Annotated in this window: 17 protein-coding genes; 13 read left to right on the top strand and 4 right to left on the bottom strand. The window is 64.3% G+C overall.

What is annotated here, in order from left to right; genetic code table 11:
- Window positions 1-19 precede the first annotated feature (19 nt).
- The 5 genes from OVA12_RS09250 to OVA12_RS09230 are packed head-to-tail and all read left to right on the top strand — an operon-like array spanning window position 20 to window position 5,121.
- Window positions 20-790 carry an SDR family NAD(P)-dependent oxidoreductase gene (locus OVA12_RS09250; RefSeq protein WP_268136527.1) on the top strand — a complete coding sequence of 257 codons (771 nt, stop codon included), beginning with the start codon at window positions 20-22 and terminating at the stop codon, window positions 788-790.
- Complete coding sequence (locus OVA12_RS09245; RefSeq protein ID WP_268136525.1) at window positions 787-1,737, top strand: 2-dehydro-3-deoxygalactonokinase; 951 nt, start codon at window positions 787-789, stop codon at window positions 1,735-1,737. The genes OVA12_RS09250 and OVA12_RS09245 overlap by 4 nt, the downstream gene beginning before the upstream one ends.
- On the top strand, window positions 1,737-2,351 hold the full coding sequence (locus OVA12_RS09240; RefSeq protein WP_268137081.1) for a 2-dehydro-3-deoxy-6-phosphogalactonate aldolase: 615 nt from the start codon (window positions 1,737-1,739) through the stop codon (window positions 2,349-2,351). The genes OVA12_RS09245 and OVA12_RS09240 overlap by 1 nt, the downstream gene beginning before the upstream one ends.
- Window positions 2,348-3,205 (top strand): SMP-30/gluconolactonase/LRE family protein, encoded by an 858-nt coding sequence (locus OVA12_RS09235; protein WP_268136523.1) that lies wholly within the window; start codon window positions 2,348-2,350, stop codon window positions 3,203-3,205. Before OVA12_RS09240 ends, OVA12_RS09235 begins: the two co-directional genes overlap by 4 nt.
- On the top strand, window positions 3,202-5,121 hold the full coding sequence (locus OVA12_RS09230) for a beta-galactosidase (RefSeq protein ID WP_268136521.1): 1,920 nt from the start codon (window positions 3,202-3,204) through the stop codon (window positions 5,119-5,121). The genes OVA12_RS09235 and OVA12_RS09230 overlap by 4 nt, the downstream gene beginning before the upstream one ends.
- Before the next feature lie 3 nt (window positions 5,122-5,124).
- Here OVA12_RS09230 and OVA12_RS09225 read toward each other — a convergent pair whose 3' ends face one another.
- Window positions 5,125-8,445: a response regulator gene (locus OVA12_RS09225; RefSeq protein ID WP_268136519.1), complete on the bottom strand. Its 3,321-nt coding sequence runs from the start codon at window positions 8,443-8,445 to the stop codon at window positions 5,125-5,127.
- 393 nt (window positions 8,446-8,838) lie between these two features.
- Between OVA12_RS09225 and OVA12_RS09220 the strand changes: the two genes are divergently transcribed.
- The 8 genes from OVA12_RS09220 (at window position 8,839) to OVA12_RS09185 (ending at window position 17,946) form a co-directional block, all read left to right on the top strand.
- Window positions 8,839-10,503, top strand: a complete 1,665-nt coding sequence (locus OVA12_RS09220; RefSeq protein ID WP_442793830.1) for an ABC transporter substrate-binding protein — start codon at window positions 8,839-8,841, stop codon at window positions 10,501-10,503.
- Between the two features lie 167 nt (window positions 10,504-10,670).
- Window positions 10,671-11,648, top strand: a complete 978-nt coding sequence (locus tag OVA12_RS09215; RefSeq protein WP_268136517.1) for an ABC transporter permease — start codon at window positions 10,671-10,673, stop codon at window positions 11,646-11,648.
- Window positions 11,648-12,556 (top strand): ABC transporter permease, encoded by a 909-nt coding sequence (locus OVA12_RS09210; protein WP_268136515.1) that lies wholly within the window; start codon window positions 11,648-11,650, stop codon window positions 12,554-12,556. Before OVA12_RS09215 ends, OVA12_RS09210 begins: the two co-directional genes overlap by 1 nt.
- A complete protein-coding gene (locus OVA12_RS09205) occupies window positions 12,553-13,365 on the top strand; it encodes an ABC transporter ATP-binding protein (protein WP_268136513.1) in 813 nt (270 codons plus the stop codon). Before OVA12_RS09210 ends, OVA12_RS09205 begins: the two co-directional genes overlap by 4 nt.
- Window positions 13,358-14,269 (top strand): ABC transporter ATP-binding protein, encoded by a 912-nt coding sequence (locus tag OVA12_RS09200; RefSeq protein ID WP_268136511.1) that lies wholly within the window; start codon window positions 13,358-13,360, stop codon window positions 14,267-14,269. The genes OVA12_RS09205 and OVA12_RS09200 overlap by 8 nt, the downstream gene beginning before the upstream one ends.
- 12 nt (window positions 14,270-14,281) lie before the next feature.
- Window positions 14,282-14,737, top strand: a complete 456-nt coding sequence (locus OVA12_RS09195; RefSeq protein ID WP_268136509.1) for a GNAT family N-acetyltransferase — start codon at window positions 14,282-14,284, stop codon at window positions 14,735-14,737.
- Window positions 14,738-14,854: 117 nt separating this feature from the next.
- Entirely contained in the window at window positions 14,855-16,744 is a 1,890-nt protein-coding gene (locus OVA12_RS09190) for a beta-N-acetylhexosaminidase (RefSeq protein WP_268136507.1), read from the top strand.
- 5 nt (window positions 16,745-16,749) lie between these two features.
- Window positions 16,750-17,946 (top strand): hypothetical protein, encoded by a 1,197-nt coding sequence (locus tag OVA12_RS09185; RefSeq protein WP_268136505.1) that lies wholly within the window; start codon window positions 16,750-16,752, stop codon window positions 17,944-17,946.
- 66 nt (window positions 17,947-18,012) lie between these two features.
- Here OVA12_RS09185 and OVA12_RS09180 read toward each other — a convergent pair whose 3' ends face one another.
- From OVA12_RS09180 to OVA12_RS09170, 3 genes are read right to left on the bottom strand one after another with little or no spacing between them, the layout of a single operon-like run.
- Window positions 18,013-18,792, bottom strand: a complete 780-nt coding sequence (locus tag OVA12_RS09180; RefSeq protein WP_268136503.1) for an SDR family oxidoreductase — start codon at window positions 18,790-18,792, stop codon at window positions 18,013-18,015.
- Window positions 18,792-20,069: an L-fuconate dehydratase gene (locus OVA12_RS09175; protein WP_268136501.1), complete on the bottom strand. Its 1,278-nt coding sequence runs from the start codon at window positions 20,067-20,069 to the stop codon at window positions 18,792-18,794. The genes OVA12_RS09180 and OVA12_RS09175 overlap by 1 nt, the downstream gene beginning before the upstream one ends.
- Window positions 20,066-20,920, bottom strand: coding sequence for a fumarylacetoacetate hydrolase family protein (locus OVA12_RS09170; protein ID WP_268136498.1), 855 nt, complete (start codon window positions 20,918-20,920; stop codon window positions 20,066-20,068). Before OVA12_RS09170 ends, OVA12_RS09175 begins: the two co-directional genes overlap by 4 nt.
- Between the last annotated feature and the right edge of the window lie 12 nt (window positions 20,921-20,932).

Genomic DNA, 20,932 nt, shown 5'->3' with positions numbered 1-20,932 from the left:
GATAACTGGAGTAGATTTGATGCAGACCCTTCCTGTTTTCCCCGATCTGTCTGGTGCCTCGGTCTTCATCACCGGCGGCGGATCAGGAATTGGCGCGTCGCTGACAGAGGCATTTCTGAAGCAGGGTGCCAAGGTTGCCTTCGTGCAGCGGTCCGATGCATCGGCTTTTTGCGACGAGATGCAGCAGAAGACGTCAAACCGTCCGCTGTTTCTGCCGTGCGACATCACCGATATCGCAGCGCTTCAGGGCGCGATCGCGCAGGCCTCCGAGGCGCATGGGCCGGTGACAATCCTCGTCAACAACGCCGCCAATGACCAGCGTCACGCCACGCTGGACGTGACCGAGGACTATTGGAACTGGTCGATGGCAATCAACCTGAAGGCCTATTTCTTCGCAATTCAGGCCGTGGTTCCGGGGATGAAGGCAGCCGGAGGTGGATCGATCATCAACTTCTCGTCGATCAGCTACATGATGGGCAATGCCGGCTACCCGATCTACACCACGGCCAATTCCGGCATCAACGGGATGACGCGCAGTCTGGCGCGTGAGTTCGGCCCCGACCGCATCCGTGTCAACGCCCTCGCCCCTGGCTGGGTGCTGACCCAGAAGCAGAAGGACATGTGGGTGACACCGGAAGGCCTTGCCGCGCATCTCGAGCGCCAGTGCCTGAAGGACACCATTGACCCGGAGGACATCGCCGGTGGCTGCCTGTTCCTGGCCTCGGCGGCATCGAAGATGATGACCGGTCAGGCGCTGGTCATCGACGGCGGTGTGGCGGTGACGGGATGACGGACAGACAGGATCCGGCCCCAACCGGAAGCGCCAATGTGGAGTGGATCGCCGTCGACTGGGGCACAACCCATCTGCGCGCCTGGTCGATGCAAGGCGATCAGGTCCTTCGCGAAGCCGCATCGGACGATGGCATGGCGAGCCTGAGCCGTGACGGGTTCGAACCGGCGCTGCTGAAGCTGGTCGGCGGCTGGCTTTCGTCCGGCAAGGTCACACCGGTCATCGCCTGTGGCATGGTTGGCAGCCGGCAGGGGTGGATCGAGGCTCCCTATGTGGCGGTGCCCTGCCCGCCGCTGAGCGCCGCCCATGTGGTGCGCGGGGTCAGCCACGATCCCAGGATCACGGTCTGGGTGGTGCCGGGCCTGCGCCAGGATGCGCCGGCGGACGTGATGCGCGGTGAGGAGACACAGATAGCTGGCCTTCTGGTTGCCGACCCTGACCTCTCGGGCACAGTCTGCCTGCCGGGAACCCACACCAAATGGGCCAACGTGCGCGCCGGCAAGGTGCTGGAGTTCTCGACCTTCATGACAGGCGAGCTCTATGCCTTGATCAGCGGCCACTCGGTGCTGCGCCATGGTCTTGGCTCGACCTCCGACTGGCATCAGCCGAGCTTTGAAGCGGCAGTCGAGGAGGCGTTGCAGGCACCGGCAGGCCTTGCCGCCGGGCTGTTCCGCCTGCGGGCTGAAGGCCTGCTGCACGCAATGCCCGCCGAGGCGGCGCGGGCACGGCTGTCCGGTCTGCTCATTGGCAATGAACTGGCTGCACTCCGGTCCAGGCTCGACGGTCCGGTCACCCTCGTGGGTGCCCCCGGCCTCAGCGCGCTCTATGCGGCGGCGCTTGTCATTGCGGGCTACGAACCGCGCATCGTCGACGGAGCCAACCTGACACTTGCCGGACTGTCGCTGGCGAGGGAGTCCATTCTCGAAGACATCCGGAGACCCGCGTGATGCGTCCGCTTATTGCCATTCTGCGCGGCCTGACGCCAGCTGAAAGCCTGCCTGTGTGCGAACGGTTGATCGCCGCCGGCTTCACCCGCATCGAAGTGCCGCTGAACTCGCCGCAGCCCTTCGACAGCATCGCTGCGATGGTCAAGCATTTCGGCGACAGCGCCCTGATCGGGGCGGGCACGGTGCTGGAGGTGGCTGATGTGCAGCGTCTTGCCGATGTCGGCGGGCGGCTTGTCGTGTCGCCCAACTGCGACCCGGATGTGATCCGCGCCACCAAGGCCGCAAGGCTACTGTCCTTTCCCGGCGTGATGACACCGAGCGAATGCTTTGCCGCGCTGAAAGCCGGAGCGGACGGCCTGAAACTCTTCCCCGCCGGACTGCTTGGCCCCGAAGGCGTCAAGGCGATCCGGGCTGTCCTGCCGAAGGAGACGCAGCTCTATGCGGTTGGCGGCGCTGGTCCGGACAATTTCGCCAAGTGGATGAAGGTCGGCATCACCGGTTTCGGGATCGGGACATCGCTGTATGTTCCAGGCCTCGACATTGCCGAAATCGAACAGCGTGCCAGAGACATGGTGATCGCCTTCGATGCCGCGAAGACCCAGGAGCCCGCATGACATCCGTTTTCGATGCAACCGTCTGTGAACTGGGTGAAGGTCCGCTGTGGCATCCGCTGCGCCAGCAGCTCTACTGGTTCGATATCACCGGCCAAACGCTCTACACACAGACAGACGACGAGACAAAGGCCGTGCGCTTCGACACTTTCGTGTCGGCGGCCGGATGGATCGACGCGAACCGGCTGATGATCGCCAGCGCGCGCGAGCTGTTTATCCATGACCTCAATTCCGGGACCAACACCCATGTCTGCCCGCTGGAGGCCGACAATGCCGTGACGCGCTCGAATGATGGTCGTGCCGATCCTCAAGGAGGTTTCTGGATTGGCACCATGGGCTGCAACGCCGAACAGGATGCCGGTGCGATCTATCGCTGGTATCGCGGCGAGTTGCGGCAACTGTTTGCGCCGATAACGATCTCAAACGCGATCAGCTTTGCCCCGGACGGCCGCACCGCCTTCTTCACCGATTCCGCCGTCGCCAAGGTCATGCGCGTGACCCTTGACGCGGATGGCTGGCCCAATTCGGCACCGGAGATATTCCTTGATCTGGCTCCCGCCGGCCGCGAGCCGGACGGCGCGGTGATCGACCGCGATGGCCTCATGTGGCTGGCCGAATGGGGCTCGTCACGGGTTGCCGCCTATGCGCCAGACGGATCGCTGGTGCGGACCGTTCCGGTTGATGCGCCGCACTCCACCTGCCCGGCCTTTGGTGGCCCAGACCTGACAACCCTTTTCTGCACGTCGGCCCGCCAGGGCCTGACCGCATCGGGCCGCGCTGCGGCTCCGCTTTCCGGCATGACCTTCACCGCCGCCAATGTCGCGCGCGGCCAGCAAGAGCATCAGGTGATCCTGTGACCGACAACCTTCTACGCCGCCTTGGCGTTTGCTACTATCCCGAACACTGGCCCGAAACCCAGTGGTCCGAAGATGCGGCCCGCATGGCCGCCGTTGGCCTGACTTATGTGCGCATCGGCGAGTTCGCCTGGAGCCGGATCGAACCGGAGCCCGGACAGCTGGACTGGGACTGGCTGGACCGCTCGATCGCCGTCCTGGGTCAGGCTGGACTGAAGGTGGTGCTCGGCACGCCGACCGCCACGCCGCCGCGCTGGATGGTGACGAAACACCCGGACATGCTGGCCGTCGATGCTGAGGGCCGTCCACGCGGCTTCGGATCGCGCCGGCATTACTGCTTCTCGCATGAAGGCTACAAGGCTGAATGCGCCCGCATCGTCACCCTGCTTGCCGAGCGCTATGGCAACAACCCGCATGTCGCGGCCTGGCAAACGGACAATGAATACGGCTGCCACGACACCACAGTATCCTATTCGGCAGCTGCGCTGACCGCATTCCGCAACTGGCTGGCGCGCAAGTATCAGTCGCCGCAGGCGCTGAACCGGGCCTGGGGCAACGTGTTCTGGTCGATGGACTATGCCAGTTTCGAGGACGTCGGCCTGCCGAACCTGACCGTCACCGAGCCGAACCCGGCGCACGTGATGGACTTCCGCCGCTTCTCGTCCGATCAGGTGGTGCTGTTCAACCGGCTGCAGGTCGACATCCTGCGCCGTTACACCGATGCGCCAATTACCCATAACTACATGGGCCGGATCGTCGACTTCGATCATTTCGACGTCGGCGCTGACCTCGATATTGCCAGCTGGGACAGCTATCCGCTGGGCTTCCTGTCCGACCGGATGGAGGTCGACGACACGTTCAAGCGGCGCTTCCTGCGCCAGGGGCATCCCGATTTTCAGGCGTTCCACCACGATCTTTACCGCAGTGTCGGGCACGGCCGCTGGTGGGTAATGGAACAGCAGCCGGGCCCTGTGAACTGGGCGCCCTACAATCCCGATCCCCTGCCCGGCATGGCACGGCTCTGGGCCTGGGAGGCCTTTGCCCATGGTGCGGAGGCCGTTTGCTATTTCCGCTGGCGGCAGGCCCCGTTTGCGCAGGAACAGATGCATGCCGGGATGCTGCGTCCCGACAGCGCCCCTGCCCCGGCGTTCCATGCTGCCGAACAGGTGGCTGCCGAGCTGAAGGCCATGCCGACGACCGACATCAAAAAGGCACCCGTGGCACTGGTGTTCGATTACCCGAGCGCCTGGGCCTGGCAGATCCAGCCGCAAGGCAAGGACTTTGACTATTTCCGGCTGGCTTTCGCGATGTATCGCGGTCTGCGTCAGCTCGGGTTGTCGGTCGACATCGTTCCGGCCAGCACGACGGATTTTGCCGGATACCGGCTTGTCCTTGTGCCCGGTCTCTTCACCCTGCCGGAGACGCTCGCCAACGCGCTTGTGGCCAGCGGCGCCGACGTCGTGGCAGGACCAAGGACGAACTCCAAGACGGCTGACTTCGCGATCCCCGTGCCGCTGCCTCCGGCCCTGCCCGGGCTCGATTGCCGGATCTCGCGGGTCGAAAGCCTGCCGCCCTTCGCCCCGGTTCCGCTGGAAGGGGGAGGTTCGTTCCTTGGCTGGCGCGAGAAACTGGAGGGGAGCGCGGAGGTCGTCGTACGGGCGAGCGACGGCGAAGCGGCCGTGGTCCACGGCGGCTGCTTCACCTATCTCGCTGGCTGGCCGGATGAAGTGGCTCTGAACCGGGTACTTACCGAGGCAACCGCGCGGGCCGGGATAACGACGACGGTGATGCCGGAGGGCCTGCGCCAGCGCGATACGCAGACGCACAGGTTCTACTTCAACTACAATCCGGATCCTGTTGTTTTCAATGGCATGGAACTGCCGGCGGGCGGTGTCGCCTGGCAGGCGTTGCCGGACTGAAACTCAGGATCCGGCAGGCACCATCTTGCGCAATATGGCGAGGTCGCGGGCAAGACGCTCCCGCGCCTCGCGGATCGCGGGCGTGTCCAGCGCGCCCTCCCTTCCTGCCTGTTCCAGCAGGAAATCGGCCGAGCGCAGCACATCGCGCCATCGCGGATTGACCGGCAAAGTCTCGAGCATGAGATACTTGTCGAGCGTGCGCGTCTGCAGTGACGACTTGTCGAGACTGACGCGCCAGATGCCGCTGACCTCGGCGAAGTCGACCTTGCCCTTGCCGGTGAGCTGCTTCCAGAGGGTGAGCACCTCCCCCATCACCGCCACGATCTGGCCTCGGTACGGATCAGGATTGACGACATCGATGTCATCGGGAACCGGACTGGCGAGGGCTGGCAGCGAACTGTCGACGGCATCACGAATGGAAGTGACCAGTCCCGGCGCTTCACGGCCGGCCTCACTGATCAGCAATGCAAAACCACCGCCGGCATCCGGCAGCAGCGCAAAGGCGTTGAGAACCAGGCGCCGCCCCTCGACCTCGGCTTCGACCCGGCGGGTGTCATCATCGCCAGTCAGGCCCGAAAGGGCCGCCAGTGCCGGGCCCGGAAGAAGATCAGCAAGGGCCGTCTGACCGCTGACCGCAGACTCCCCGAGCCAATATTCGGCGGCCGGGTTGGAGAAGGTCACGATGCCCTTCGGGTTGGCGCAGATGAGCCCGTCCTCGAGCGCCTCGAGCAGCTGCCCCATCCGGCGCTGCGACAGACGAAGCGCGTCCTCCACCTGGATCCGCCGCTCGATTTCCTGCTTGAGCTCGCTGTTCTCCTCCGCGCGGCGCTTGGCGCGCGAGGCCTCCAGCAACGTGGCAATCCGGCTGACCAGCTCGTCCTTGACGAAGGGCTTGACGACATAGTCGTTCGCGCCGACCTCGAAACCGGCGATCATGTCGCGGGTGCGCCCGCGCGCCGTCAGCAGGATGATCGGCAGATCAAGCAAGGAGTGCCGGCGGCGCAGATGGCGAGCGACATCGAGCCCGCTCATGCCACTCATCATGACATCGAGCACCACCAGGTCCGGCTGATATTCTTCCACCAGCCGCAGCGCCTCCGGCCCGTTGTCGCAGTCGATCACCCGGTAGCCGCGAGGCAACAGGACGTTGCGCAGGACCTGCAGGTTGATCGGTTCGTCATCGACGAGAAGGATGCAGGGAGCCGCGCTGTCGCCTTCGGCCACAGGACCGCTCGCCAGTCCGTCGCCACTGGCAATGACCTCGTGCAGCTCGGAGCGCAGTGCAGGCACCGCCGGTCGGGTGGAGGCCGGAAGGCTGACTGTGAAGGTGGAGCCTTCGCCAAGCGTGCTTGTCACGTCAATGGTGCCGGCCATCAGGACCGCCAGATTGCGCGCGATCGTCAGACCGAGGCCCATTCCCTCCTGCAACGATGCGCGGGTGCCAGATCCGGTGATCTGCTCCAGCGGATGGAAGATCCGCTCAAGACTGTCCGGCGAGATGCCAGGACCAAAGTCCCGGATCGCAATATCGACCCGGTTTCCGTCAACCAATTCGCGCATGCGGGCGGTGATCTCGATGCGGCCTTCACCGCCGTACTTGACGGCATTGGTGATCAGGTTGAACAGGATCTGCTCAAAACGGACGGGGTCGGCGAGAACGGCAGGAACGTCGCTCTCGACATCGACGCGCAAGGTCACCGGTTCTCCGGCCAGCATCGGCCGCGCCAGTTGCAGCACGTTTCGCAGGCTCTGCGCCACGTCGAGTGATTGCAGGTCAAGGCGCATGCGGCCTTCGCGGATCCGGTAGATGTCGAGAAGATCGTCGACCAGCCGGGACAGACGCCGGGCGCTGAGGGCGATCAGATGCAGCTGGCTTTTCTGGGCCGGGGCAAACTCGCCCATCGCACCGGCACCAAGCGTCTCGGAAATGCCGATGATGCCGTTCAGCGGCGTTCGCAGCTCGTGCGAGGTCGCCGCCAGGAAGCGATCCTTCATCCGGTCCGCTTCCTCGAGCTCGGCGTTCTTTTCCTCGATCTGGCTCAGATGCTGTTCGAGCTGGGCGTTCTTCTGGCTGATCAGTTCGAGCTGGTCACGCAAGGAGCGGCGCATCTGGCTGACCGCACGTGACAGATCGGCATACTCGAGCGGTTTCGCATACTCGGGCAGCGGCTCCTCAAGGGCACCATTGGCAACCGCCGTTGCCGAGCGGGCAAGGCGGCGGATCGGACTTGTCATCGAGCGTGACAAGGCGAGCGCGGCCGGGACCAGCGCGGCAATGGCCGCGATGCCGATGATCAGAAGCGCGTCACGCAGGCGCCGGGATGTGGCGAACGCGCGCGCCTGCTCGGACTCAGCCACGACCAGCCAGCCAGGCGCCGGATCGGTCAGACGCTTCCAGGCCGACAGGGTCGGAACCCCGATCAGGCCCTTTTCCAGCGTTTCGATGCCCTGCGGCGCGCGCATCTGCTCCGGGACAACCACCGGGCTCGCCGTGCTGATGCCCGCCCCCCGTGTGGCTGCGATCACCTCGCCGGTCGAGGAGATCAAGGTCATCACATTGCTGGCCTGCATCAGCCGGGCCAGTCCCTCGGACGGCAGGCGGAAGAAGATCGTGGCATTGGATGTGGTGTGCAGGCGGACATTCATGCCGAGATAGGCAACGAACTGACCGGTCAGCGGATCACGCGAAAAATCTGAAAACATCAGCGCGCGCGATTGCGGATTTACGCGCAAACGCCGGTAAAGATCGGCCAGCGGCCCGCTCATGCCATTCAGGTCATGCCCAAGGTAACTGTCCTTGGCGACCGAATAGACGATCCGTCCGCGGGTGTTGACCAGATAGAGATTGTCGAATTCGGAACCGGCGATGAACTCGGCAAACGAGGGGTGAAAACGCTTGTGGGCGTTCGCGTATTCCAGCGCCTCGCGCAACAGGATGTCCTCACCGACCGGGGCCGGCGGCGGGATGATCGTGGAGCCACCCGGCTCGACACCAAAGAGGAGACGCAAGCGGGCGCCCGACTGGGATTCGGTTGCCGCAAGCTGGCCGAAGGCAAAGGAAAACCCGTAGAAATCGCCAACCGCATAGCGGACATTTGCCGACTGACCGATGCTCTCCGCCTCGCGCCGGGCGAAGGTCAGATACTGCAGGACCTCGCTGCCCTTGGCATCGCGGGCGAAGGCAACCTGGCGATAGGTCTCTTCCGTGATGTTGCGGTTCACCAGATTGAAAAAGACCCACCCCCCCAGCGCCAGCGGCAGCACGGAGGCCAGGATCAGGGTGATCATGACGCGGGTCTGGAAGCCCTGCGGCAGAAAGGTCATTTGGGGTCCGGGTCACGCTTGGGGATCGGGCAGTATGTGAGCCTATACCATCGCCGATATGACAGCGCAGCCGCCGCACACCTCGTTTTGCCAGGCATAGATCTGCCCCTCACATTGACAACGTCGATGATAGCTCCGCATCTCATTGAAAAATATCAGCTTTCGACAACCGTTCGCGCGCCGCCACATCCCTCCATCCGGCGATTTTGACGAACTTTACGAATTTTCGGGTGGCGTTGCCCCCCTCTGGCTGACGCAAGATGCGCCTGCTGCATCGCTGGCGAGGAGCGGTGTCGGGGGTGCAAAGGACGAATGTCCGGCAGCCTGCTTCCGATCCGAGGCAGCGTTATCAAGTCGCGGGCATCATGAGGGTGCCCGCTTGGGAGGATTACAATGATCAAGTCTCGTCTGGCTGGCGTCTTCATGTCCGCCACGCTTCTGGGCTCTGCATCCGGCGCCGCCCTGGCCGCCGATGCCGTGCTGACCGCCCTGCCGGTCCAGCGCACCGCCTGGGTGGAAAACTACAACCCGTTCAACGAATCGACCCGCCTGCCCTCGATCCAGGACTTCGTCTACGAGCCGCTGGTCATCTTCAACTCGCTGAAGAGCGGCGAGCCGAACTATCGCCTCGCAACCGGCTATGAATTCTCCGACGACCTGAAGTCGCTGACTTTCAAGCTGCGCGACGGCGTGACCTGGTCCGATGGTGAGGCGTTCAACGCCGACGACGTCGCCTTCACCTTCAACATGGTGCTGAAGACAAAGGCGCTCGACACCCGTTCGATGGCAAAGCTTGTCGACAGCGTCGAAGTCATCGACCCGCTGACCGTGAAGTTCAACCTGAAGAACCCGAACAGCCAGGCTGCGATCGATATCGTCCGCGTTCCCGTCGTTGCCGAGCACATCTGGTCCAAGGTTGCCGATCCGGTCGCCTTCACCAATCCGAAGCCGGTCGGCACCGGTCCGCTGACCGACTTCCGCCGCTTCACCGAGCAGGAATACCTGCAGTGCCGCAACGCCAAGTACTGGGACGCCGCCACCCTGAAGGTGGACTGCATGCGCTTCCCGCAGATCGCCAACAACGATCAGGCTCTGGCTGCTGCTGCCCGTGGTGACCTCGACTGGATGGGCTCGTTCCTGCCGGACATCGAGAACACCTACGTCGCCAAGGACCCGGCCAACCACAAGTACTGGCTGCCGGCTGGCTCCTTCGTGATGTTCAACGTCAACCCGGAATCGCCGAACGAAGGCAACCGCGCCGCCTTCTCCGACGTGAACTTCCGCCGCGCCCTGTCGATGGCGCTGGACCGTGAAGCCATGGTCGAGATCGCCGGCTACGGCTACCCGACCATCAACCAGTATCCGTCGGGCCTCGGCCGCGCCTACCACGCCTGGAACAACCCGGCCGTGGACGAGAAGTTCGGCAAGTACATGCAGAACGACCCGGAAGCCGCCAAGTCCCTGCTGGCCGAACATGGCTACAAGGACACCAACGGCGACGGCTTCGTCGAAGCCCCGAACGGCAAGCCGATCAGCTTCGACATCATCGTCCCGAACGGCTGGACCGACTGGGTGAACGCCGCGCAGATCGCTGTCGAAGGGCTGAACGCCGTTGGCATCAAGGCCTCGGTCGGCACGCCGGAACAGGCCGTGTGGAACGAAGCCCTGATCAAGGGCACCTACGACATGGCGATGAACTCGGTCTTCGTCGGCCCGACGCCCTACACGCACATGGACTCCGTGCTGCATGAGCGCAACCAGGGTGTGACCCGCTTCGGTGCCGGCCGCTTCAAGAACGCCGAAATCTCGGCCGCTCTCGATGGCTTCACCAAGACCACCGACCAGGCCAAGCAGAAGGAACTGATCAACCAGGTCCAGATGATCGCCGGTGAAAACCTGCCGGTCATCCCGGTGTTCAACAACCCGCGCTGGTACCAGTACAACACCAAGCGCTTCACCGGCTTCTTCAGCGCCGAGAACCCGGTTGCGAACCCGGTTGTCCATGACAACCAGCCGGAGCGTCTGCTGCACCTCCTCTCCCTGCGTCCGGTCAACTGACCTGATGCGACTGCGGGGCGGCCTGATCGGCCGCCCCTTTTTCCGCGCGACCGGAGGCACGCGCTCCTGCGCCCGGCAGCCAACCGGTCCCGCACTTCCCGGATCATCGGCTGGCCCCCTTCGCTCCCGGCAGACACCGGGGCGTGATTGCGTATTGGACTAGGCTCATGAATTTTCTGCTGAAACGGCTGGCCTTCTACCTGGTGGCTTTCCTGGTGGCCGCGACCTTCAACTTTATGATCCCGCGCATGATGCCGGGTGATCCGACGGACATCATGCTCTCGCATGCCGATGGCACGATCCCGCCCGAGGCCCGCGAAGCGCTGAAGGCGACGTTCGGCTTCATCGATGAGCCGCTGCATATCCAGTACGGCAACTATCTCTCCAGCATCTTCACCTGGGATTTCGGCACCTCGGTCAAGTTCTTCCCGCTGCCCGTAACCGACGTGCTGCTGACGGCCCTGCCCTGGACGCTGCTGCTGACCGGCAGCGCGCTGGCCGTTTCCTTCTCCATCGGCACGCTGCTGGGGATCCTGGCAGCCTGGCGCCGTGGTCAGGGCGTGGACATGGTGCTGTCGCCGCTCGCCCTTGCCATGCAGTCGATCCCGGCCATGGTGGTGGCCCTGACGACGCTCTACATCTTTGCCATCGGCAACCAGATCCTGCCGACCGGCTATGCCTACAATCCGGCGCTGGACCCAGGTTTCACGAGTGAATTCATAACGTCCGTCGCCACCCACGCGATCCTTCCGGTGCTGACTCTGAGCCTCGTCTTCACCGGCGGATATCTCGTCACGATGCGCAACAACATGATCGGCCAGCTTGGCGAAGACCATGTGCATATGGCCGAGGCCAAGGGATTGTCGGATGCGCGTGTGCGTTACGCCTACGCTGCCCGCAATGCGCTGCTGCCCTCGGTGACCGCGCTCGCCCTCTCCTTCGGCGCGCTGTTCGGCGGTTCGCTGGTGACGGAGGTGGTGTTCAACTATCCGGGCGTCGGCAACCTGCTCTATCTCGGCATCCTGGCGCGTGATTTCCCGCTGATCCAGGGCCAGCTCCTGATCATGACACTGGCCATGCTGACCGCCAACTTCACGGTCGACATCGCCTATATCTTCCTTGACCCGCGCCTTCGGAAAGCCTGATGACCGGTTTCCTCTCCTCCTTCCTGCGCAACCGCAAGGCAGCCTTTGGCCTCTCCATCGTGCTGCTCTATGTCGCCGTCGCGCTGCTGGCCCCGGTGATCGCGGGCTATGATCCGCTCGCCCGCGTCGCCCGCCCGCACCAGCCGCCCTCCTGGGATCACTGGCTGGGCACCACCCGCATGGGCCGCGACGTGTTCGCCCAACTCGTCTGGGGCACCCGGACGTCGCTGATGGTCGGCCTCGTCGCCGGTCTGATCGTCACGATCAACGGCACGATCATCGGCATCACGGCCGCCTACTTCGGCGGGGTCGTCGATGAAGTTCTCAACTTCATGACCAACGTGGTTCTTGTGCTGCCGCAGCTGCCGCTGCTGCTCGTTCTGGCCGCCTTCCTCGGTCAGGTCAGCCCCTGGTCGATCGCGCTGATCATTGGCCTGACCTCCTGGGCCTGGGGCGCGCGTGTAACCCGGGCGCAGGGCATGACGCTGAAGACGCGAGACTATATCGAGGCCTCGCGCATGCTCGGCGAACCGGCCTGGCGCATGATCCTCGTCGAGATGCTGCCGAACCTTCTGTCGATCATCTGCTTCAACTTCATCGGCTCGATCATCTTCACGATCATCACCCAGGCAACGCTCGAGTTCCTCGGCCTTGGCAACCCGCTGAACCTGTCCTGGGGCACGATGCTCTACAACGCCCAGACGTCCTCCGCGATCACGGTCGGCGCCTGGTGGGAAGTTGCAGCCCCGTGCCTTGCCATCGTCTTCATCGGCGTTGGTCTGTCGATGATGAACTTCGGCGTCGACGAGATTTCCAACCCGCGCCTGCGCACCCTCGGAACGATCGGCAAGGCGCTGAAACTGCAGCGCGAGCTGGATCGTGCCCGGCTGAAGGAGGCCGCCCAATGACCGCGCTGATCGACGTCCGCAACCTCAAGGTCGACTACCTGACCCAGACGGGTGCCTTCACCGCCGTGAAAGGCGTGTCGTTCCAGATCGCCCCGGGGGAGATCCTCGGGCTCGCCGGCGAAAGCGGTTGCGGCAAGAGCACCATCGCCTTCGCCCTGATGCGCCTGCACAAGCCGCCGGCCTTCATCTCGGATGGATCCATCCATTTTGACGGTCAGGACGTGCTGGCGCTGAGCGATGCGGACCTCAGGGCCTTCCGCTGGTCGAAGGCCGCCATGGTCTTCCAGAGCGCTATGAACTCGCTCAACCCGGTGCTGACCGTGTTGCAGCAGTTCAACGACATGCTGAAAGCCCACGGCGTGACCGACAAGGCGGCCATTCGCGCCCGCGCCGAGGAGATGCTGGCGATGGTCGGCATCGCCGCTGACCGGCTCGACAGCTACCCGCACCAGCTGTCAGGCGGCATGCGCCAGCGTGTTGTGCTGGCACTGGCGCTGACCTTGCGTCCGCGCCTGGTCATCATGGACGAGCCGACAACGGCGCTTGATGTGATCGTGCAGCGGGAAATCCTGCAACAGGTGGTGGCGCTCAAGGAAAAGCTTGGCTTCTCCGTGCTGTTCATCACCCATGATCTGGCACTGATGGCACAGATCGCCGACCGGATCGCCGTCATGCTGCGCGGCGAGATCGTCGAGATCGGCGAAACGGCGCAGATGGTCAATGACCCGCGCCACGACTACACGCGCGCCCTGTGGGAGGCCATGCCGATCCTGAGCGCCCAACCCGAAAAGGGGCTGGCCCATGGCTGACACCTCCCCCATCCTGTCGCTGGAGAAGGTCTCCAAGACCTTCATCACCAAGCCCGTGTTTGGCCCGGCACGCCGGGTCGAGGCCCTGCGCCGCGTTTCACTGACCATCCAGCCCGGCAAGGCGCTGGCGCTCGTCGGCGAAAGCGGCTCAGGCAAGAGCACGGTTGGCCGTCTGATCGTGCGCCACTATGCCCCGACCGATGGACGCATCCTGTTCGAGGGACAGGACATCGAGCAGAACCACAGCCGGGCACTGGAGAAGGCCTATCAGCGCTCGGTGCAGATGGTGTTCCAGGACCCGTTCTCGGCGCTCAATCCGGCCCACACCATCCGTCACCACCTGATCCGACCGCTGCGGCTGCACCAGCCGGACCGCGATCCGGAACAGGCGATGCTGGAGCTTCTCGGCGACGTCGAACTCGATCCGAAGTCGACGCCGGACAAGTACCCGCACGAGCTCTCGGGCGGACAGCGTCAGCGCGTCAATTTCGCCCGTGCACTTGCCGTCAATGCCCGCCTGATCGTTGCAGACGAGCCGACGTCGATGCTCGACGTCTCGATCCGCAAGTCGGTGCTCGGCCTGATGCGGCGGTTGAAGGACGAGCGCGGACTGGCGCTCCTCTACATCACCCATGACATCGCGACCGCACAGTATCTGGCGGAGGAAACTGCCGTGATGTTCCGCGGCCAGATCGTCGAGCAGGGCCCGACGGCCGAGGTCGTCGGTGCGCCGCGCCATGCCTACACCCAGCTTCTGCGCGCTGCCGTTCCCGATCCGGCGGTGCGTCTGGGCAGCGACAACACCGGCTTCGCAGAACGTTCCGCCAAGGTTCGGACCGATGCGGCCCGCGATGTGGTTGAAATGGCAATGGCCGGTAACGGCCACTTCTTTGCCCTTCACTGAGAGCTAAGCGCGATGTCCGACCTGCTGGTTCCTCTCTACGCCCTGCCCACGCCCCCAGCCTTGCCGGAGGGCCTGGTCGTGCGCCCCGCCCTGCCGCCGGAACACCATGTAGTGACGGCCTTTGTCGGCAAGCACTTCAGCCCCGGCTGGGTCAGCGAATGCACCGTTGCCCTGGCCGCAAGACCCGCCCGCATCCTCATTGCCATCGAGAATGGCGAACTGGCCGGCTTTGCTTGCCACGATGTCACCGCGCGCGGCTTCTTTGGTCCCACCGGTGTCGATCCTGCAAAGCAGGGACGCGGCATCGGCCGGCACCTGCTTCTGCGCGCCCTTGATGCGCTGAAGTCGGACGGCTTTGCCTATGCCATCATCGGCGCGGCCGGGCCGGTCGATTTCTACGTCAAGACCTGCGGCGCCATCGAGATCCCCAATTCCACGCCCGGCATCTATCGCGGCCTGCTGCGCTGATGCACCCACCGGTCCGCCCCCGGACCAGTAACGTCAAACATCGACGCCCAACCCATTTCCCGACGCCATCAGCGGGATGGCTCAGCCAGACCCCGCGTGCAGACTTCCAGGACAGCCATGACCAAGTACCATCTTGATGTGATCTGGACCGATACCGCCAACGACGGCCGGGAGCTGGCCGTGACCCTGACCAACCTCTCCGACAGCCCCCTGTCGGATTTCTCGGTTGGCTACACCTCGATCACCCGCACCGTTCGCCCGTCGGTCTGCCAGAACGGCACCATGACCCGGCGCCAGGCCAACTACCATGAATACGCCCCTCCGGCCGGTCTGACGCTGGCACCTGGCGAAAGCTGGCGCTTCGTCGAGACCTCGCTCAGCCGCAAGGCGCTGCATTCCAACGACGGCCCGAAGAGCGCCTTCGTCATCTTCGCTGACGGCTCCGCCGAACAGGTTTCGGTCGCCGACATGCAGATCGCCGGTTTTGAGGCAGCACGCGCGGAACGCTCCAACTTCACGCTTGGCGTCCTGCCGCAGCCGGCCAGCGTCGCCGTTGCGTCCTGGATGGCCAAGGCACCGGTTCACCTGAAGCTTGAAGGCGGTTCGGTCGCCGAGAAGCGCGTGGTTGGCGGCGTCAATGCCCTCGCCCGCCGTCTCTTCACCCTGCGCGCCAATCCCTTCGTGTTTGTGGCACCGGAAGGTGCGGCCGTGCTGCGCCTGGCCGCAAACGCCGCTCTCGCCGAGGAAGCCTATCAGATCGATTTCAACGGCTCAGACATTGTCCTGACCTATGGCACCGATCTTGGCCTGCGCCACGGTCTCGTGACACTGGCACAGGGCATGATGGCCGCGCGTGAGGACGCAGACCGCTTCGCCTTCCCGCATACCGGCCGGATCGAGGATGCACCGCGTCACGTCTGGCGCGGGTCGCATCTCGATGTATCGCGGCAGGTCTATCCGCTCGCCGACATCCTGCGCTTTGTCGACATCCTGGCCTGGCACAAGCTCAACCGCCTGCACTGGCACCTCACGGACGATGAAGGCTGGCGCCTCGAGATCAAGCGCCTGCCGCAGCTGACCGAAATCGGCGCACACACGGGCCTGAACCGGCCCGTCCTGCCGCAGCTCGGCCATGGTCCCTTCGAGCATGGCACGTTCTACACGCAGGATCAGGCCCGCGCCGTGGTCGCCCATGGCCGCTCGGTCGGCGTGGAAGTGATGCCGGAAATCGATCTGCCGGGCCATTGCGCCGCCGCGATCGCCTCGCTGCCGGATCTGGTTGATCCTGATGAGCCGGAAAGCTACTGGTCGATCCAGGGTTACGGCAACAACGCCCTCAACCCCGCCCTCGACGCCACCTGGACCTTCACCCAGACGGTTCTGGAAGAACTGCTGGCTGTGTTCCCGTTCGAAGTCATCCACGTTGGCGGCGACGAAGTGGCCCCCGAAGCCTGGCTGCAGTCGCCGAAGGCACAAGAACTTATGGCGCGCGAGCGCATCAACGGCACCGATGGCCTGCAGGCACACTACCTGAAGCGCGTGCATGCCTTCCTCTCCGCCCATGGCCGCATCACAGGTGGCTGGGAAGAGGTCGCCCATGGCGGCGGCGTCTCGCCGGATCGCAGCCTGCTGTTCGCATGGACGTTGCGCGAGAAGACCGCAGAACTCGCAGCCCTCGGCTATGACGTCGTGTCGTCCCCCGGCCAGACCTACTATCTCGACATGGTCCAGTCGGGTGACTGGAACGAGGCGGGTGCAAGCTGGGCCGGGATCACCCCGGTCGAAACCTCCTACGGCTACGAAGCGCAGGGCGATGATCCGCATCTGGCGGTCAAGCTCAAGGGCATTCAGGCCTGCATCTGGAGCGAGCACATCACCTCGCGCGAACGCTTCAACCATCAGGTCTTCCCGCGGCTTCCGGCCATCGCGGAAGCGGCGTGGAGCCCGGAAAGGGTGAAGGACTTTGCCCGGTTCAGCGCCATCGTCCCCCTGATGCCGAAGGCCTGACACGCATGGACGTTTCCGTCTGGACCTATGCCTGGGACATGCTCGACCTCGGGGTCGAGCATGTGACCGGCGAATTGGCGTCGCTTGCCGGCGCCAACCATGTCAGCCTTGCCACCTCCTATCACGCGGGTCGCTTCATCCAGCCACGGTCGAACCGGCGGAAGATCTACTTCCCCGAGGACGGCACGGTCTATTATGCACCTGATGCCGCGCTCTGGAATGACGCGGAGATCGCGCCCCGGCAGGCGGCCATCACCCGTGACACCGACCTCGTCGCGCGCCTGTCGGCCGCACAGGATGCCGCCGGTCTCGGCCTGTCCGCATGGACGGTGTGCCTGCACAACACCCGTCTGGCCAGCCTCTACCCCGGCCACGCCCTTACCACGGCCTTCGGTGACCGGCTGGCGTTCGGACTGTGCCCGTCGAGCCCGGCGGCGCGGTTCTATGCCCGCACCATGGTGCATGAGATCACTCACCGGTTCCGTCCGGCGCGGATCGAGCTGGAAACGCCCGGCTTCCTCGAAGTGGAGCACGGCTTCCACCATGAGAAGGACGGGGTCAGCCTGACGGCGGACGAAGCCTATCTGCTCTCGGTCTGCTTCTGCCGCTACTGCCTTGGCCGGGCTGAGGCAGCCGGTGTCGATGGCGAGGCGGCACGCAAGGCCGTTGTCGACATCATCTGCGCGGCCTGCGACCGGGATACGCCGGTCAGCCGTTTTCCCGAGTTCCCGGAAAAGGGCATTGACGCCTTCGCCTCCGTTCCCGCGCTGCATGACTATCTGGTCTGGCGGCAGGATCCGGTGATGAGCCTCATCACCGAGATGCGGCAGCTTGCGCATCCGGACAGCCAGGTGCTCCTTGTCGACGGTCCGGCGGCCTGGCGCGGCGGCGTCGATTTCGATCGCCTTGCCTCGGCCTGCGATGGCATGATCCTGTGCCTCTATGGCCAGACGCCGCAGGAGACCGGCGCTGCTGTGAGCGCCATGCGCAACCGTCTCGGCGCGGATGCCAAACTGATCCTTGGCCTGTCCGCGTTCCAGTCCACCGTACCGTCTGCAGAAGCCCTGTGCCATGCCGCCATCGCCGGTGCGACGGCCGGAGCCGACGGGCTCAACTTCTACAACTATGGCCTCGTCACCCGTCCGCGTCTTGGCTGGATGGGCGAGGCCACCGCAGCCTTCCGGGCCGCCCGGATGAGCTGATGCGGCAGCGAGGCCAGCCCGAATGCCCGGGCTGGCCCGTTCTGCCCTTTGAGACCAAAGCCGGGATCAGCGATCCAGCGCCCGGTCCAGGTGGGTATAGCCGCCATCGGGATAGAGCCATTGGCCCGTGATGTGGCTGGCCCTGTGCGACAACAGAAAGACGACCGTATCGGCGATTTCCCGCGCGGTGGTCATGCGGTGTCCCAGCGGGATGCGCGCGGCAATCCGGGCCTCCTCGGCGGCGGGATCCGGGAAGGTCTGCAGCCAGTTGGCGTAGAGTGGTGTCATCACTTCGGCCGGCAGAACCGCGTTGACGCGCACGCCATCGCTTGCAAGCGCCGCAGCCCATTCCCGCGTCAGACCAAGCTGCGCCGCCTTTGCCGCGACATAGGCCGATGTGTCGCCCTGCCCCGTCACCGCCGTTTTCGATGACACATTCACCACCGCCCCTCGCGTTGCCTTGAGGTCCGCGACCGCCAGATGCATCAGGGTGTAGTAATGCACCAGGTTACGATCCAGCGAGGCGCGGAAGGCGTCGGGCCCCGCATCCAGCCCGACACTGTCATTGGCCCCGGCATTGTTGACGAGACCATCAATGCGGCCAAACCGCCTGCGCACCGCATCGACCGCCTGACGGCAGGCGTCGTCCGACGACAGTTCCGCCTTGAAGAACCAGGCGTCAGGCACGAGCGCCTGCAGCCTTTCCAGAAAGGCCGGATCCGGATCCCTGCGGGCGAGGATGACCGGAACGGCCCCCTCTTCGGCCAGCACCTCGCTGACGGCGGCGCCAATGCCTGACGCTCCGCCCGTGACAATCACGATCTTGCCGGTCAGTCCAAGGTCCATCAGTTGCCTCCGAAGCGATACGCCTCGATCGAGGATGGTTTCATTTCAATCGAAAAGCCAGGCAACTTCGGCGGCATGTAGGCCGCATCGCGGATGACGCAGGGATCGATGAAATGCTCGTGCAGGTGATCGACATACTCAATCACACGGCCCTCGCGGGTGCCGGCAATGCAGAGATAGTCGATCATCGACAGGTGCTGGACATATTCGCAAAGGCCGACACCACCGGCATGCGGACAAACCTTCAGCCCGTGCTTGGCTGCCATCAGCATCACGGCAAGGATCTCGTTGACGCCGCCAAGACGGCAGCTGTCGATCTGCACAACGTCGATGGCCCCGCGCATGATGAGCTGCTTGAAGATGATGCGGTTCTGGCACATCTCGCCGGTTGCCACCTCGATCGGCGCGACGCCTTCGCGGATCTTGCGATGGCCTTCGATGTCGTCCGGGCTGGTCGGCTCCTCAATGAACCATGGCTTGGCAAAGGCGAGCTTGCCGACCCAGTCAATGGCCTGATCCACTTCCCAGACCTGGTTGGCATCGATCATCAGGTTGATGTCCGGGCCGACCGTTTCACGCGCGATGGTCAGCCGGCGGATGTCGTCCTGAAGATCACGCCCGACCTTCATCTTGATGTAGCGGAAGCCGGCATCGATAGCCTCGCGGCAAAGACGGGCGAGTTTTTCGTCATCATAGCCGAGCCAACCGGCCGAGGTGGTGTAGCAGGGATAGCCTTCACGCTCGAGGATCGCCCGCCGCTCGGCCTTGCCTTCCGCCTGCCGGGTCAGGAACTCCAGCGCCCATTCCGGCGTGATGCAGTCGGTCAGATAACGGAAGTCGATGCAGCGCACGAGCTCTTGCGGGCTCATGTCGGCGATGAGTGCCCAGACCGGCTTGCCTTCGATCTTGGCATAGAGGTCCCAGACCGCGTTGACGACAGCTCCCGTGGCGAGGTGAATGGCGCCCTTGTCGGGACCGATCCAGCGCAGCTGGCTGTCGGAGGTGATGTGCCGCCAGAAGCGGCCCATGTCGGCGGCAACCCAGTCCATGTCGAGCCCCACGACCAGCGGCCGCAAGGCATTGATGGCGGCAACGCAGATCTCGTTGCCGCGTCCGATGGTAAAGGTCAGGCCATGACCTTCGTGCGGTCCGTCCGTTTCCAGAACCACATAGGCGGCGGAATAGTCCGGATCGGGGTTCATGGCGTCGGACCCGTCCAGATGCTGGCTCGTCGGGAAGCGCAGATCGGCAGTGCGAAGCCCGGTGATCTTGGTCATGTGCGGATAACCTTCTGCGTCTGTGTGCCGAGACCGGCAATGCCGAGGCGGATCGTTTCGCCGCCCTTGAGGTAGACGGGTGGCTTCTGGCCGAGACCGACCCCCGGAGGCGTGCCGGTGGAGATGACATCGCCGGGCTGCAGCGACATGAAGCGGCTGAGGTAGGACACGATCTCGGCGACGCCGAAAATCATCGTGGCGGTCGAGCCGTCCTGGTAGCGCTTGCCGTCGACATCAAGCCACATGGCGAGGTTGCCGACATCCCCTGCTTCATCAGGGGTTACAAGCCAGGGCCCGGTCGGGCCGAACGTGTCGCAGCCTTTGCCCTTGTCCCAGGTGCCACCGCGCTCGATCTGGTATTCGCGTTCGGAGACATCGTTGATGACGCAATAGCCGGCGACATGGCCGAGGGCATCCGCTTCCTCGATGTACTTGCCGCCCTTGCCGATGACGACGCCAAGTTCAACTTCCCAGTCGGTCTTCTGCGATCCGCGCGGGATCTCGATGGCATCATCGGGACCGACGATCGCCGAGGTCCACTTGTTGAAGACGATGGGTTCGGCTGGAATGGCAGCGCCGGTTTCTGCTGCGTGATCGGCGTAATTGAGGCCGATGCAGATGAACTTGCCGATCCGGCCAACGCAGGGCCCAAGCCGCAGATCGGCCTGCGGCGTGCCGGCGACCAGCGGCAGATCGTCAGGGTCAAGGGCCGCCAGACGGGCAAGGCTCTCGGGCAGCAGAACGGACCCGGCGATATCGTCAACATGGGCCGAGAGGTCGCGTACGCGGCCATTGGCGTCAAGCAGGCCGGGACGCTCCTGGCCGGACGGGCCATAACGCAGCAATTTCATGGGAAGTCTCCG

The organism is Pannonibacter sp. SL95 (assembly GCF_026672425.1).
Taxonomy (GTDB): domain Bacteria; phylum Pseudomonadota; class Alphaproteobacteria; order Rhizobiales; family Stappiaceae; genus Pannonibacter.
The sequence above is the reverse complement of the archived record's forward strand: the minus strand, read 5'-3'. Positions and strand labels throughout refer to the sequence as shown.